This window comes from Ethanoligenens sp. (genome assembly GCF_047718355.1).
Lineage (GTDB): Bacteria > Bacillota > Clostridia > Oscillospirales > Ethanoligenentaceae > Ethanoligenens.
Window position 1 is genome coordinate 15,205 of the sequence record NZ_JBDNLG010000025.1, and the last position, 14,508, is coordinate 29,712.

Genomic DNA, 14,508 nt, shown 5'->3' on the forward strand with positions numbered 1-14,508 from the left:
TGAACATGGAAACAAATGTGATGGATCTGGTGGTTTCCGGCGTAACGAAAGATTTTGAAATTCATGGTAAGACCGTGAATGCTCTGCGGGAAATCAATCTGACGGTCAAGCACCATGAATTTGTGTCGATCCTCGGTACATCCGGATGTGGAAAATCGACCTTACTGCGCATCATTGGGGGATTGGAAAAACCGTCTGCCGGCAAAGTGCTGATTGAAGGTCGAGAGATTAAGGGCCCCGGAGCCGATCGCGGCATGGTGTTTCAAGCTTATACGCTTTTTCCGTGGCTTACGGTTTCGCAAAATATCGAGTTCGGCTTGAAAGAGCGCGGTGTTGCCGTGGCGGAGCGTCGAAAGATTACGGAAAAATACGTCGAGGTCGTGGGACTCAAAGGGTTTGAGAACGTGTTTCCAAAGGCGCTTTCCGGCGGCATGAAGCAGCGCGTCGCGTTGGCTCGCGCACTGGCAAACGACCCGGAAGTGCTGCTGCTTGACGAACCGTTCGGCGCGCTGGATATGCAGACCCGGGGTCTTATGCAGGAACTGCTGCTCAACGTTTGGCAGAAATCGCCGAAAACAATCATCATGGTCACGCACGACATCGACGAAGCCATTTTTCTGGCCGACCGTGTTATTGTCATGACGGCACATCCGGGCGCAGTGAAAGAAATCATTGAGGTGAAGATGCCGCGCCCGCGGGATTACATGATTCGTACATCACCGGAATTTATGGCTTACAAAAAGCAGGCTATGCAGCTGATTCACGACGAAAGTATTAAGGCGGCGCAGAGATGAGCAACTGGCTGGTTTCTCTGCGTATGCCGGAGGATTGCCACGTATCCGTATGGTCGGGCGGCAGCACGACCGAATTGGCAATCTTTCCGCCGGATGCGATATATGCCGAGCGGAATTTTCAGTGGCGTTTGAGCAGTGCAACGGTGGAAGTCGAGCGCTCCGTTTTCACGCGCCTGCCGGGGGTGCGTCGCTGGTTGATGCCGCTGAACGGCACTGTGGAGCTGCACCACGGAGGAAATCAGCCTGTGCGGGTGCGACCGTATGAATCGGATGTGTTTGACGGCGGTGAGGATACGGTGAGTACGGGGTGCTGTCGGGATTTCAATTTGATGACGCGCTGCGGCTGCGAGGGTAATCTCGGTGCTGTTTTGTGCGGGCCTGAGGCGAAAAGAATCGTCTTTTCATCGGCGCCCGGTCCGGTGACGGAGGCATTTTATGCGGCCGACGGTGAGATTGAAATGCAAATTGATGGGGAAAGCCGTTTGCTGCCTCGCGGCGCTTTGCTGTTGATGCGGCGGAACGGGGAAGCGGGTGCCGCCCCCGAAACGGCGGTTTCTTCTGCTTTGCCGGCGCATCTGGTGCGGGCGACAATGCGTGAAAACAGTGAAAGGAGCGTGCAGCGTTGAAACCTCTGATTTGGATCATTGACGAGGAATGGCCGGATTACGTGTTGGAAAAGCGGGTGTTTGACGAATCATTCTCAGACTATGAGCTGCGTTTTTCTTCCAATGATTATGCGGCTGATCTGCGTGCGTTCGGCTATCGGGCGGATGCGGTACTGGTGCAGATCGGCGTGAATGCAGACGCATCTTTTTTAAATAAACTGGAGGCTTGCAAAATTCTTTCCGTTTACGGCAGCGGCTACAACAATGTGGACGTGGCCGCTGCTCAGGCAAAAGGCATTCCGGTGGCGTTTGTGCCGGGATACTGTGCGGAAGACATCGCGGAATATGTGTTGGCCGCTGTCTGCACGTTTCAAAAGAGCTTGACTGGATATGCGGATTCCATCCGAAATGGTCTTTGGGGCGCGCAGGCAGAGTCCATTCTTGGTCATCGGATTGGCGCGGGCACGTTGCTGGTGGCTGGATTCGGCCGGATTGGCAGAACGGTGGCGCAGAAAGCCGGGGCGCTGGGTATGCAGATTCTGGCATATGATCCGTTTGTGAGGGAAGACACGCTTGGGTCTGTCGGCGCACGGGCGGTCACATTGGAAGAGGGTCTTGCGCAGGCGGATTTTGTTTCGGTACATACCACATATTCTCCCGGTATGAAGCCGTTGTTCGCAGAGGCGGAATTTGCACGGATGAAAGAGACGGCCGTGCTGATCAATGCTTCGCGCGGCGGTGTGGTCGATCAAAAAGCGTTGGTGGCCGCGGTGGCGTCGGGTACGCTTCGCGGCGCAGCGCTGGACGTGCTGGAAAGCGAACCACCCATGCCGGGGGATCCGGTGCTGCATACGCCGGGCGTTTTGGTGACGCCGCATATTTCGTATTACTCCGAGGAATCTTTGGCCGAGCTGCAAGCAAGAGCCGCGCAGAATGTGGTGGCTATTCTCACCGGACGCGGCCGGGCGGATCTCGTTCCCGTATGCTGAAAAACGCGGGAGAGCAAACTGATGTAATTAAATAGAATCAATGGAGGAAAGCATATGTCCAGAAGGATGTTAAGCGGCAATGAAGCGGCCGCCTGCGCCGCACTGCATGCGGGCGTAAAGGTGGTTTCGGGGTATCCGGGAACACCCTCAACCGAGCTGATCGGCAGCTTGTGGAACCGGCAGTTGGAAGGCACTGTGGTGGAGTGGAGCACGAATGAAAAGGTGGCGTTCGAGGTGGCTGCCGGTGCGGCTCTCAACGGCTATCGGGCACTTTGCACCATGAAAATGTCCGGTGTCAACGTGGCGTATGATTCGATTATTGGCATAGCCTATTCGGGTTGCCCGGGCGGACTGGTCATTTATGTGGCAGACGACCCAGGCGTGAGCGCGGGCATGTGCGAGCAGGATACGCGCGGCTTTGCCTTGATGTCGGATATGCCGGTACTGGAGCCTTCCTCGGTGGAGGAGTCCTACACGCTGATGGCGTATGCTTTTGAACTGGCCGAGCAGATTCAGTCGCCCGTGTTTGTGCGCTCGGTGACGAACGTCTCACAGTCCCATGCCGCAGTGGAAGTGGGCGAACCGGTTGCTCCGCCCGAAACCATGCCGATGTTTGTGCGCGACACCGATCGGTACACCAAAGCGGGCGCGGCTATCTGCATGACACAGCACGCCAACCTGATTGCGAGCCTGGCGATGGCGGGGGAATGCATTGAGAGGGACGGGCTGAATCGGGAAACACTTTCCGCCGAAACAGGCGGCGTGGGTGTGATTTCAGTCGGCGTGACCAACGATTATGTGGCAGAGGCGCTGCTTCTGGCCCAAAACAGCGGGCTTGAAACAGCAGGTATTTCCACACTTCGTCTGGTCTGTACACTGCCGTATGCCGATACGGAAATGAAAGCACTGCTGGCGCATTGCGACACGGTGGTCGTGGTCGAGGAACTGGAACCGTATTTGGAAAACCGGCTGATCTATTTGGCTTATGAAATGGGACGGCGTGTACGTATTCTCGGCAAGCAGAACGGCATATTCCGCCGTATCGGGGAATACAGCGCCAAGAAAGTGGCCGGCGCACTCTTTACCGCCTTTGGCAAAGCGCTTCCCGCGGTTTTGGAGGAAAAGACGTCCGACGCGCCGTCACTCTGTGCAGCGCGCCCCATTACGGTGTGTGCGGGCTGCCCGCACCGCGGGGTGTATATGTCCGTCAATCAGGCCGTCCGTAATCTGCACATGAAAAAGGACGAGGTCATTGTTACAGGCGATATCGGCTGCACGATTCTGGGCGTCAATCCGCCGTTCGATACGCTGTGGACGGAGCTTGCCATGGGTGCGAGCATCCCGTTGGCGCAGGGTTTTGTCTATGCGGGGCAGAAAAATCCGGTGATTGCCACCATTGGGGATTCTACGTTTTTCCATGCGGGCATCCCCGGCCTGGTCAACGCTGTTCAGCACGGCGTGGATCTGACGGTGATCGTCATGGACAACGGATGGACGGCGATGACGGGTATGCAGGTTAACGCGGGCACGGCGGACGTTTATCAGCATGACGAGGCTTGCCGCTCGCTGGATCTTGAAAAAGTGATCTCCGGTCTTGGTGTGGACAAGCTGACAGTGACCGACCCGTATGATCTGGAGGCGATGACCCAGGCAGTGGAAGAGTCGTTGAAGCTGCCGGGTGTTAAGGTGGTTCTCACGCGGCGTGAATGCGCCATTCAGGCGGGTCGCCGCAAGGTATCCTATGGCAAAGTGACGGTGGACGCGGAAAAATGTACGCGCTGCAAACGTTGTATCGTTATGACGGGCTGCCCGGCTCTCTCACTGGATGAAAAGCAAGTGACAGTGGATGCCGCGCAGTGCAACGGCTGCGGCATCTGCACGCAGGTGTGCGGGTTCGGCGCTTTGGTAAAGGAGGAAAAGTGATGACAAACCAACCATATGATATCTACATCGTGGGCGTCGGCGGGCAGGGCGTGCTTACCATTGCTGAAATCATTTCCGATGTGGCGTTTCGCAAGGGAATTCCGGTAAACTATTTTCCCACAAAAGGGATGGCGCAACGCGGTGGCTTTGTAAAGGCGCAGCTTCGTTTGGGGCATACCATAGCCGGTCCGAGTATTTCCGCACAGTCGGCGGATCTGGTGATTTCTATGGAGCTTTCAGAATCGCTGAAAGCGGTTCCGTTTCTACGGCCCGGCGGAGAATTTATGTTGTATGCCAACCGTTGGGAGCCGACAGCCGTGATGCTTGGCAAAGCGCCGTATCCGACGGAGGATGCGGTCGCGGGAGCCATTGAGAAGGAAGGCGGCCGTCTGCATCTGTTAAGCGAAGCGTCCTTGCCGCGTGATTCGGAAAAAGCGGTACGGCCCAATATTTTTGTGATGGGTGCGCTTTTGGCGGACACGCGCTTAAACACACTGCTTTCTGCCGAGGAAGTGGAAGCAGATATTGCTGGACGCTGGCCGAAGGCGGCGGAAGCCAATCGTTATGCTTTCAGGGAGGGTATGAAAGCAGCCCTTTCCCAAAATGGTAGAAAGGAACCGGAGCGGCATGATGCTTAATCGGATTTTACAGCCGCAGTCCGTCGCGGTGGTCGGTTCCGCGGCACCCGGAAAATTGGCCAATATTCTGGCGCACAGGCTTCAAGACGGTGGAATGAAGCGCTTGTTTGCCGTCAATCCGAAAGCCCAGGGCGTGGGCAGCATTCCAGGTTTTCATTCTTTGCAAGAGGTCGGCGAACCGGTTGATTTGGCAGTGATTGCTGCGCCGAGCGCTACCGTGCCGGGCGTGATGGAGGACTGCGGAAAAGCGGGTGTTCGAGCCGCAATTATTATTTCATCCGGTTTTTCCGAGGTGGGCAACCGTGCTCTCGAAGATGAGGTAAAGCGTATCGCGGAAAAGTACGGCATCCGTTATGTGGGACCAAACTGCGCGGGTGTCGCCAATCCGCACGCCAATCTGGTGGCTACCATTGAAACGGCGCCGATCAAAGGCAGTATTGCCATTTTGTCGCAGAGCGGTGCGGTCGGCGGTGCGTTTATGGCGATGGCAGCTGAACGGAAAATCGGCATTTCCAAATTTTTGAGTTTCGGAAACGGCAGCGATCTTGGCGTGCTCGATTTTTTGCAGTATCTGAAAGACGACCCGGATACCAAAGTAATTGCCTTGTATCTTGAAAGTATCGGTGATGGACGCGCATTCATGAAAATTTTGCGCGAGGTAACGCGAAAAAAACCGGTGGTATTGGTGAAGGCCGGGCGCACTGGAACAGGGCAGCGCGCAGCGCTTTCGCATACCGGCTCCATGGCGGGAGCAGACGCTGTATTCGACGCGGCCATGAAGCAATGCGGCGTAATTCGTGTTGATACGCTGGAGGATTTGTTTTCCGTGTGCCGGGGTTTTTCTATGATGGCACCGGTCGCGGGCAAGCGGCTGTTAATTGTGACCAATTCTGGCGGCCCGGGCGTCATGTCTACAGATCGTGCGGAGAAATGCGGCTTGCAGGTGGCAGAGCCAGACGGTTCCATGCGTGAGAGGCTTGCCTCCGCTTTAAAGGCAAATGCCGCAGTGAAAAACCCAATCGATTTAACCGTGGAAGGCACGGGGGAACAGTATCGGGAGGCGCTGGTCACGGCGCTTGACTCTTACGACAGCGCGCTCGCGCTTTATGTGGGCACACCGTATCTTAAAGCGCTGCCGGTGGCTGAGGGGATTGCCGCCGCGGCGAAAGAAAGCGGTAAACCTGTGGCAGCCGTATTGCTTGTAGGGGCGGATATCGAAGAAAGCCGCGCGTATTTAAATGCGCGGGGTGTTCCGGTGTTCTCACAAGGCGAAAATGCTGTGGAAGTACTCTCTCAAATGGAGCGGTATGTCGTGGCAGCCAATGAAGAGGATCTGCCTTGTCCACCGCTGCCGTCGGAGCAGAAGTGGAGCGATACACTGTTAGAGCCGCAGGCGATGGAATTGCTCGAAAGCAGCGGTATCCCGGTGCCCGTGCGGCGCTTTGTAGCCGTTAAGGAAGAAGTGGCGCCGGCCTGTGCAGAACTGGGTTATCCTGTTGTGATGAAAGTGGTTTCACCGCAGATTCTTCATAAATCCGACGTTGGCGGAGTCATTCTGCATATTGCGGATGTTGCATCCGCTGAATCAGCGTTTGACCGGCTGGCCGCGGTTGGCGCGGGAAAAGACTTTCGCGGCGTGATGATTTACCCCATGCTGCGCGGCGGGACGGAAATTATTCTTGGCCTAACGCGTGATCCACAGTTTGGGCCGGTGGTTGTTTGCGGCCTTGGCGGCATTTATACCGAGGTGCTCAAAGACGTGGTGTTTCGGGTGGCACCCGTGAGCGAAGCGGGCGCACAGGAAATGGTAGAAAGCATACGTGCATCGGCTATTTTAAAGGGTATACGCGGGCAATCTGCCGTAGACTTGGATAAGCTTGCAAAAACCATTTCGGCATTCTCCCGGTTGCCGTTTTTGTATCCCCAGATTCAAGAGGCGGATCTGAATCCGGTCATAGCGCGTACAGATGGAGTGGTGGCAGCGGATGTACGCATTCTTTGTAAGAAGCTGCATTCATAAGTAAATACATGATACAATTTGAATATTAAAAAGGCTTAGAAGTAAAAGCAGGCTTTCCTGAACGACCTCACTGACGACGTTGTCCCAATTTCTACGGACTTTGGGACAACGTCATCTTTTTGCATGTGAAATAATACACAGCTCCCTTTAGAACAGCAAGTACGTACAAGAGAGAAATAGAAAGAGTCGTTAGTTTACATAATACGTGTATTCTTGACTTATGTAAACCTTGTGGTATAATTAGGTATTAGCACTTTTAATTTGAGAGTGCTAATACCTGCTTTTGCCGCAAGCTTTTTAGTTTATATCTACATATAAATGCTGTTGTGAGCGCTTGCATTCAGAAGAAAAAGGAGAGCAAACAGATATGAAAGCATTGTTTCTTGCCGGAGGTATGGGCACCAGGCTTCGTCCGTTGACCGACCATCTGCCAAAACCGATGGTGCCGTTAATGAACCGACCGATGCTGGAACGCAATATGATAACGTTGAGGCATTATGGTATCAAAGACATTATTCTCAGCACTTGCTATAAGGCTGACTACATCCAACGGTATTTTGGAAATGGTGAAAAATTTGGTCTTTCCATTACCTATGTCAAAGAGGATGTGCCGCTTGGTACCGGTGGCGCCATCAACAATGCGGCAAGTTGCGTTGACGGTTCTTTTTTAATTTTCAATGCGGATATTCTCTGTGATATGAATTTTGCCGATCTGATTCGATTTCATCGATCGAAAGAAGCGGCGGTTACCATTGCTGTTACGACTGTAAAAAACCCATCTGCATATGGTGTTATTGAATATAATGACAATCGGTATGCCACTTCTTTTAAAGAAAAACCAAAGGCCAGCGAGATTCGGTCGCATTTTATCAACGCGGGTATCTATGTGTTTGAGCCATGGGTTTTAAAAGAGATTATGTCCGACCGGCCGGTGTCCGTAGAACGCGAGGTATTTCCACATCTGTTGGAGAAGGGGTATCGGATTGCCGTTTATGACGGTTGCTCATATTGGATGGACATTGGAACACCTGAGAAATATTTGCGGGCGCACAGGGATGTTTTTATGGGAAAATATATAATTTCTGATGTGCAGAGAGCGAATGGAAACATCGCGCCTGTAAAACTGCCGGATATGGACAGCACGGTGCATATCACGCAACCAGTGTATATTGGAGACCATGTTAAAATCGACCCACATGCAGTGATTGGTCCATATGCAGTCATTGGGGATAATACAAGCATTCACACAGGAGCCCATGTGAGCCATAGTGTTCTTTGGAGCCATGTTGTGGTTGGAAAGGGTGCCGTCGTCAGTCAAACCGCTGTTCCGGCTGGTGAAGTTGTACCGGAAAATTCTGAGAATGTACCACTTAAGTCTTTCAAAAGCAAAGCAGGTGAGGCGCATCTCCCGAGATAAATAATACGTGGAATAAATATGGCTGAAACAATATGGCTTATCACGCTGCCGCAATGGTGTTAAACAGCTGCGTTACGTGCTTAATCAACAGCACTCCGAATCTGGAAATTTTATTTTAAAATAGAAACATTTAATCGATGGGCGTGTGGAATTTATAGACTGCGTTTTCAGATGGAATGGTTAGAATCAATCGCTTTTTTAAGCGTGCTTTAGGGGGCATTCGTTTGATCGACTCACATAAGATGAAATTGGCATTTTTGAGCACATATCCACCGCGAGCCTGCGGTATTGCCACATTTACACAGGATCTTGTCACAGAACTCGGCAAGTTGCCAGAAACCCCAAATATCAAAGTCATTGCTATGAGCAATGCGCACGATCAGTATGACGCACAGGTGCTGTTTGAGATTGACCAACAGAATAAGGCGAGTTATCTACAGATAGCGCAAGAAGTGAATCATGCCGCCATAGACTTGCTGGTGGTTGAGCATGAATATGGTATTTACGGCGGTAAGGACGGAGACTATTTGCTGGCTTTCATCGTGCATTTGCAGATTCCGTTTGTCGTTACACTCCACACAGTGCTTTCCTCCCCCAGTGAAAAACAACGGCAGATTTTAAATGTGCTGGGTCAAAAGGCCCAGAAAGTGGTCACGATGGCGCAGAACACGGTTAACATCTTAAAGGATGTCTATCGTATTGACGGTACAAAGATCGCGGTTATTCATCACGGTGTGCCAATGCGTCAACGGGAGCCCAGAAATGAATTAAAACAGAAATTTGAACTGGCAGGCCGTTCTGTGGTCAGCACCTTTGGGCTGCTTAGCCCTGGCAAGGGTCTCGAGTACGGCATTGAAGCGATTGCGAAAGTGGTGCAAACCCATAAAGATGTTCTGTATCTTATTCTGGGACAGACACATCCGGCTGTACAGAAACAATCCGGCGAGACTTATCGGGAATCGCTTGAAGATCAGGTCAAGCAGCTGCACCTTTGCGACAATGTAAGGTTTGTCAATCGCTACTTGACAAAGGACGAGATTATCCGGTATTTGCAGCTTTCCGATGTGTATATGACTCCGTATCTTGGAAAAGAGCAGGCTGTCAGCGGCACCCTGGCATATGCCGTGGGGTACGGCCGCGTGATTGTGTCGACACCGTACCAATATGCAAAAGAAATGCTTGCCGATGGCAGAGGGCTGCTTGCGGAGTTTGGCAATGTGGATTCGCTTGCAAAACAGATCACATACGTCTTGGAACATCCAGAGGAAAAAAGAAAAATGGAACAGCGCACGCTCCGGTTCGGTACCCAAATGCTTTGGCCCAATGTGGCGGAACAATACCGCACACTTTTTGAAGAAATATTATGGCAGACTGCCCCGGGGAGGCATGCTGTTTGAATACGGTGATACCTTGCAGTACAGACCATATCTTCCGAATGACTGACGACACCGGGATGTTTCAGCACGCAATAGACGGAGTGCCCGACCCGAATGAAGGATACACCACCGATGATAATGCACGGGCGCTTATTATGGCATCGCTGCTCTACGAAAGAGAGCGGAAACCGGCTTATGCCGCTCTACTTTATCGTTATGCTGCTTTCTTGTGTTATGCGCAGAACAAGAATGGGACTTTCCGTAATTTTATGGGATATAACCGCGATTTTTTGGAGGAAATGGGATCGGAGGACTGTTTTGGACGCTGCCTGTGGGCCATTTGCTATACGCTTTCACGGGAGTCTACACCTCGCGCCATACGGAATATGCTGCAAATGCAATTGGCGCGTGCTATACCGCATTGCCAGTCGCTCCGTTTTCTGCGGGCGGGGGCTTATGCGGCTGTCGCACTCAGCTTTTTGGGAAAAGGCAGCCCTTATCAGGATGAACTGTGCAAGTTAGGCACATTGCTCGCAGATGCATATCGTTCGCATCAGGTCGAGTCATGGCAATGGTTTGAAAATGAGATGACCTACTGCAACTTTGTCTTGCCGCGAGCCATGATGCGGGTTGCCCGGATTTTGAATGTAGCCGAATGGCAAGAGATAGGGCTGGAGAGCCTTGGGTTTCTTGAAAGCAAAACTACTGAACACGGCCATTTTCATGCAATCGGATGCCATGGCTGGCTGAAAAAAGGCGGGAGGCCCGCCCGTTACGATGAGCAGCCGGTCGAACCGTGCGGCGGTGTGCTGGCCTATCTTACAGCATATAAGATGACTGGTGATGCCAGCTATCTTGAAAAGGCACGCACCTGTTTTTCGTGGTACCTGGGTAACAACGCGCAAAAGATTTGTATGGTCGACCTCGACACCGGAGGATGCTATGATGGTACCAATGGTGATCAGATTAACCGCAACCAGGGTGCGGAAAGCCTTGTGTCTTATTGGATTGCGTATCTGAAGCTTCAAGACTATTTGAGCCGATGATAATTTTGATTGGACGGTACCTATTCCACACAGACGGGCGCAAGCACATTTCTTGTTTGTATGAATATAACAGAAAATGCAGAGCTTTCTGCTAAATAGGAAAATACAAACTGAATGCAGGAGATATGGTGCTTTTGTCCACATCTCTCGGATGTTCCATGTTTCTGGGAAAACCGCTGTTGATGATGTTCTAAAAGCGGGATAGGAGCCGCAGGATCGATGACTATTTGACCGTCTGTTATTGGAGATGAACCGTTCTATGAATCACTTTGAAACTAAACTCAAAACAGAGGACAATACATTTAGAGAAATTTTTACGCGCTATTGCTACAATCCGATTTTGACAGCAAAAGACTGGCCGTATTCGGTTAATACGGTCTTTAACCCCGCCGCAACAATGTTTGACAGCAAGGTACTTCTACTCGCCCGAGTGGAGGACCGCAGAGGATTTTCGCATCTGGCAAAGGCCATCAGCGAAGACGGCATTAGCAATTGGACCATTGATAAAACGCCCACGCTGGAGTCCGATCCGTCATATCCGGAAGAAGCGTGGGGGGTGGAAGACCCCAGAATTACTTATATAGAAGAGCTGGAGCGATATGCGGTGGTTTACACAGGTTATTCAGAATCCGGTCCTACTGTGTGTATGGCTCTGACATCTGATTTCCAGACGTTTGAACGGCTTGGCTCCATTATGCCGCCAGAGGATAAGGACGCTGCGCTTTTCCCCAGAAAGTTTGGGGGAAAGTGGTTGATCATTCACCGTCCTATTGAGCTTGGTGCCCATATTTGGATTTCGGAGTCCGATAATTTAAAATATTGGGGAAATCATCAAATTCTGATTAATGCGCGCAAAGGTGGCTGGTGGGACGCCAACAAAGTGGGTCTTTGCGCCCAACCGCTGGAGACGACGGAAGGATGGCTGATTCTCTATCATGGTGTCAGGCAGACGGCATCTGGCGCCCTCTATCGGCTCGGCCTAGCCTTGCTGGATCTGGAGAACCCCAATAAAGTCCTGCGTCGAAGTGATGAGTGGATTTTTGGCCCGCGTGAGCATTATGAAAAAGAAGGAGATGTGCGGGACGTCGTTTTTCCTTGTGGATGGATATTGAATAAAGCTAGTGGAAAAATCAAGATGTATTATGGAGCCGCAGACACCTGTATTGCGCTTGCAGCCGCATCTTTGCACGATGTGCTGACATATATACACAGCTGTCCAGAGCCGGAAGAATTGTAACATGGGGCACGAGTTATTTGCATTGCCCAATTGGTCTGCATTGCTGTAAGTATGCCGTGAGCTATGTGATCGGGTTATCACTGTATAGGAGCGATTTTCCACATACTTGCCGTCCCCGTACATATACATGTAGCGATATAAACACATGAGGGAGCTTTTCAGTGAAAAGCATTGTGGAGGAACGGGCTGTGGAACTGGGCGAGTATATCATCGCACACCAGTCCACAGTGCGAGGCGCCGCCAAAGAATTTGGAATCAGCAAATCTACCGTATATAGGGTAGTAATAATATAGAACGATTGATTTGGGTAGTCAGATAGCAAACGGCGGAGGCGCGGATGGCGTGCCTCCGCCGTTTGCTATGAGCAGTGTGTGGAGATGGACGTATGCAGGCAGCAAGGATAATGTTGGCGTGTTCGTAGCGTTTGGATACTAGCCGGAAGAAAAGCCCGGCCTCTTGGCGGTTCAGCGGCATGTAGCAACATGAAACGGGGAAGCCTTAAAGGTTATTACGCTGGCTGTCTTTTTTGTTATTGAGGCCGCGCTTGATTGGTCCAAAATCTTCGCGGTCATCGTTGTTATAAATTCGGCGCTTGTAAATTTTGAGTGTATATGGTATTTTTGGGGGGAAGGCATTTGTCCTTCACATGGTAATAATAGGGGTGGTTGGGATGTCAAAAGTTAAGTATGTTGTTACAATGATACTATCAGCAAGCATGATTTTGTCCTCTTGTGCATCTTTGGATTTGCCTATTGCTAAACCAAAAAACAGCGATGCTAGTTTGTTAGCAAGCATACGAATCGGAAACGTAGATGGAGTACAAAAAGCAGTTCATGACGGAGCCAATATTAATAAATTGTCCGGAAATTTGCATGAGGTAAGCGATTGGGGTGGCTTTGAAAAAAACCCTTTTAGAATAGCTTGCTATTTATACAGCTTGAATACTGCTCGGTGGTTAATTCAAAATGGAGCAAATGCCAATTGTAAAGACGCTGAAGGAAACCCGTTGATATTCTACACGGCTCGTATTTATGACAAAAAGCTATGCCAACTTCTTTTAGACCATGGAGCAAAAATTAATGCAACTGGTAAAGACGGCTATACAGCTTTAGATAATGTGTTTTTTGGAGCAACTACGTCAAATGCTGAAGATGATTTGACAATAAGTCAACTCCAAACATTTTTAATTGGCAATGGAGCAAAAATCACTCCGAGGACATTTGGCTCGGCGCTAAAGGGCTATAATAATGATGGCTATTGTAAATACAATCTCATTCAAGATAATCTAAAGCTATTACTTGCTTCTGGACAAAAATCTGGGCTCTCACGTGCATACGAGGCTGCAATTTTAGGGAATTCTTCAGAAGTATTATCATTACTTTCAACAGGGCAAATTTCAAATAATGAAAAAAATCGAGTGCTCTTTTATACAGTTGCATTTGGTAGCCCAAACACTGTAGAGCAGTTTTTGCAAGCTGGTTTTAATATCCATGTGAGCGATGGTGATGGAAATACGCTTTTAGCAATAGCTGCAAAGTCAGGGAATGCGGATACTTTGCAATACTTGATTTCAAAGCAACTTAGTTTGGAAACTCAAAATCATGATCAGTATACGCCACTTGAGTTAGCAGTTGTAAACGACAAAATTAACACTACACAAATATTATTGTCAGCAGGCGCAAAGGTGACACCCAAACTTACTTTTAGAAGCTCTGATGTTCTTTGGAGTGCTTCTGGTAATGGGGATTTGAACATGGTCAAACTGCTGTTAGACTCCGGTTATCCAAAAGAAGATATTAATCTTGCTATGCAGGCAGCTGCGATGAAAGACCAACCTAGCATATTGCAGTACTTTTTAAGTTTGGGTATTAATCAGGATGTCAAGTTTCAAGGAGATACTGCGTTGGGAATTGCTTGTCAATTTGGAAATTTTGAATCTGTCAAATTTTTGGTCGAGCACGGTGCCGATGTTAATGGAGAAGCAAACGGAATGACCCCTCTGGAAAATGCCAATGCAGGAGGGTATACGGATATCGTAAATTATTTAATTAGTAAAGGGGCTGTGAGTGATAGGTAACCGTCAAGACCGCGCGCACCTTGTAAGCACGGTGCCCTATCGCCTATATGCGAGCGAGCGGTGCTTCCGACGTCAAGATCGCACGCATCTTGTGAGCACGGTGCCAGGGAAGGTACAATGAACTTTCAAAAGGGTTACCGGTTTGCTGCGGGCGTATCAAACGATGGATTGAACGCATAAAAGTTCTTTTCATTTAAATGATTCAAAGTGATACGCAGCGCTTCACCGAAACGTTGATCATGCACAATTTCGCGCTGCCTTAGAATACTCATCGTCGATTCGGGGATTAGAGCGTGCTTCAAGGGAAAATACAGCATCGTGCACGGGCGATATACATTACCGGAAAAGCGTGGAAAAGAGCAGACCCCCAACATATACATGATATC

General features: G+C 50.4%; 12 protein-coding genes and 1 pseudogene. 12 read left to right on the forward strand and 1 reads right to left on the reverse strand.

The annotated features are described in order from the left end of the window. The first annotated feature begins 5 nt into the window (after nucleotides 1-5). The 12 genes from ABF463_RS05715 to ABF463_RS05770 all read left to right on the forward strand — a co-directional run bounded on the left by ABF463_RS05715 (nucleotide 6) and on the right by ABF463_RS05770 (nucleotide 14,122). Nucleotides 6-794 carry an ABC transporter ATP-binding protein gene (locus tag ABF463_RS05715; protein WP_415532605.1) on the forward strand — a complete coding sequence of 263 codons (789 nt, stop codon included), beginning with the start codon at nucleotides 6-8 and terminating at the stop codon, nucleotides 792-794. Further along, nucleotides 791-1,420, forward strand: coding sequence for a HutD family protein (locus ABF463_RS05720; protein ID WP_415532606.1), 630 nt, complete (start codon nucleotides 791-793; stop codon nucleotides 1,418-1,420). The genes ABF463_RS05715 and ABF463_RS05720 overlap by 4 nt, the downstream gene beginning before the upstream one ends. Beyond that, the gene (locus tag ABF463_RS05725; RefSeq protein ID WP_415532607.1) at nucleotides 1,417-2,388 is read left to right on the forward strand and encodes a C-terminal binding protein; all 972 of its coding nucleotides are present in this window, start codon (nucleotides 1,417-1,419) and stop codon (nucleotides 2,386-2,388) included. The genes ABF463_RS05720 and ABF463_RS05725 overlap by 4 nt, the downstream gene beginning before the upstream one ends. 54 nt (nucleotides 2,389-2,442) lie before the next feature. Then, on the forward strand, nucleotides 2,443-4,311 hold the full coding sequence (locus ABF463_RS05730) for a thiamine pyrophosphate-dependent enzyme (protein ID WP_415532608.1): 1,869 nt from the start codon (nucleotides 2,443-2,445) through the stop codon (nucleotides 4,309-4,311). Continuing rightward, nucleotides 4,311-4,949 carry a 2-oxoacid:acceptor oxidoreductase family protein gene (locus ABF463_RS05735; RefSeq protein ID WP_415532609.1) on the forward strand — a complete coding sequence of 213 codons (639 nt, stop codon included), beginning with the start codon at nucleotides 4,311-4,313 and terminating at the stop codon, nucleotides 4,947-4,949. The genes ABF463_RS05730 and ABF463_RS05735 overlap by 1 nt, the downstream gene beginning before the upstream one ends. Beyond that, nucleotides 4,939-6,969, forward strand: coding sequence for an acetate--CoA ligase family protein (locus tag ABF463_RS05740; RefSeq protein ID WP_415532610.1), 2,031 nt, complete (start codon nucleotides 4,939-4,941; stop codon nucleotides 6,967-6,969). Before ABF463_RS05735 ends, ABF463_RS05740 begins: the two co-directional genes overlap by 11 nt. Nucleotides 6,970-7,336: 367 nt before the next feature. Further along, nucleotides 7,337-8,386 (forward strand): sugar phosphate nucleotidyltransferase, encoded by a 1,050-nt coding sequence (locus ABF463_RS05745; RefSeq protein ID WP_415532611.1) that lies wholly within the window; start codon nucleotides 7,337-7,339, stop codon nucleotides 8,384-8,386. A 224-nt stretch (nucleotides 8,387-8,610) separates the two neighbouring features. Continuing rightward, nucleotides 8,611-9,783, forward strand: coding sequence for a glycosyltransferase family 4 protein (locus ABF463_RS05750; RefSeq protein ID WP_415532612.1), 1,173 nt, complete (start codon nucleotides 8,611-8,613; stop codon nucleotides 9,781-9,783). A 5-nt stretch (nucleotides 9,784-9,788) separates the two neighbouring features. Continuing rightward, nucleotides 9,789-10,808 (forward strand): glycosyltransferase, encoded by a 1,020-nt coding sequence (locus ABF463_RS05755; protein ID WP_415532616.1) that lies wholly within the window; start codon nucleotides 9,789-9,791, stop codon nucleotides 10,806-10,808. Nucleotides 10,809-11,067: 259 nt separating this feature from the next. Next, entirely contained in the window at nucleotides 11,068-12,045 is a 978-nt protein-coding gene (locus ABF463_RS05760) for a glycosidase (RefSeq protein ID WP_415532613.1), read from the forward strand. A gap of 161 nt (nucleotides 12,046-12,206) precedes the next feature. Then, nucleotides 12,207-12,338 carry a sporulation transcriptional regulator SpoIIID gene (locus ABF463_RS05765; RefSeq protein ID WP_415532614.1) on the forward strand — a complete coding sequence of 44 codons (132 nt, stop codon included), beginning with the start codon at nucleotides 12,207-12,209 and terminating at the stop codon, nucleotides 12,336-12,338. Nucleotides 12,339-12,715: 377 nt separating this feature from the next. Beyond that, complete coding sequence (locus ABF463_RS05770; protein ID WP_415532615.1) at nucleotides 12,716-14,122, forward strand: ankyrin repeat domain-containing protein; 1,407 nt, start codon at nucleotides 12,716-12,718, stop codon at nucleotides 14,120-14,122. 134 nt (nucleotides 14,123-14,256) lie between these two features. Here ABF463_RS05770 and ABF463_RS05775 read toward each other — a convergent pair. Next, a pseudogene (locus tag ABF463_RS05775) lies at nucleotides 14,257-14,508 on the reverse strand (hypothetical protein); the annotation flags it as partial.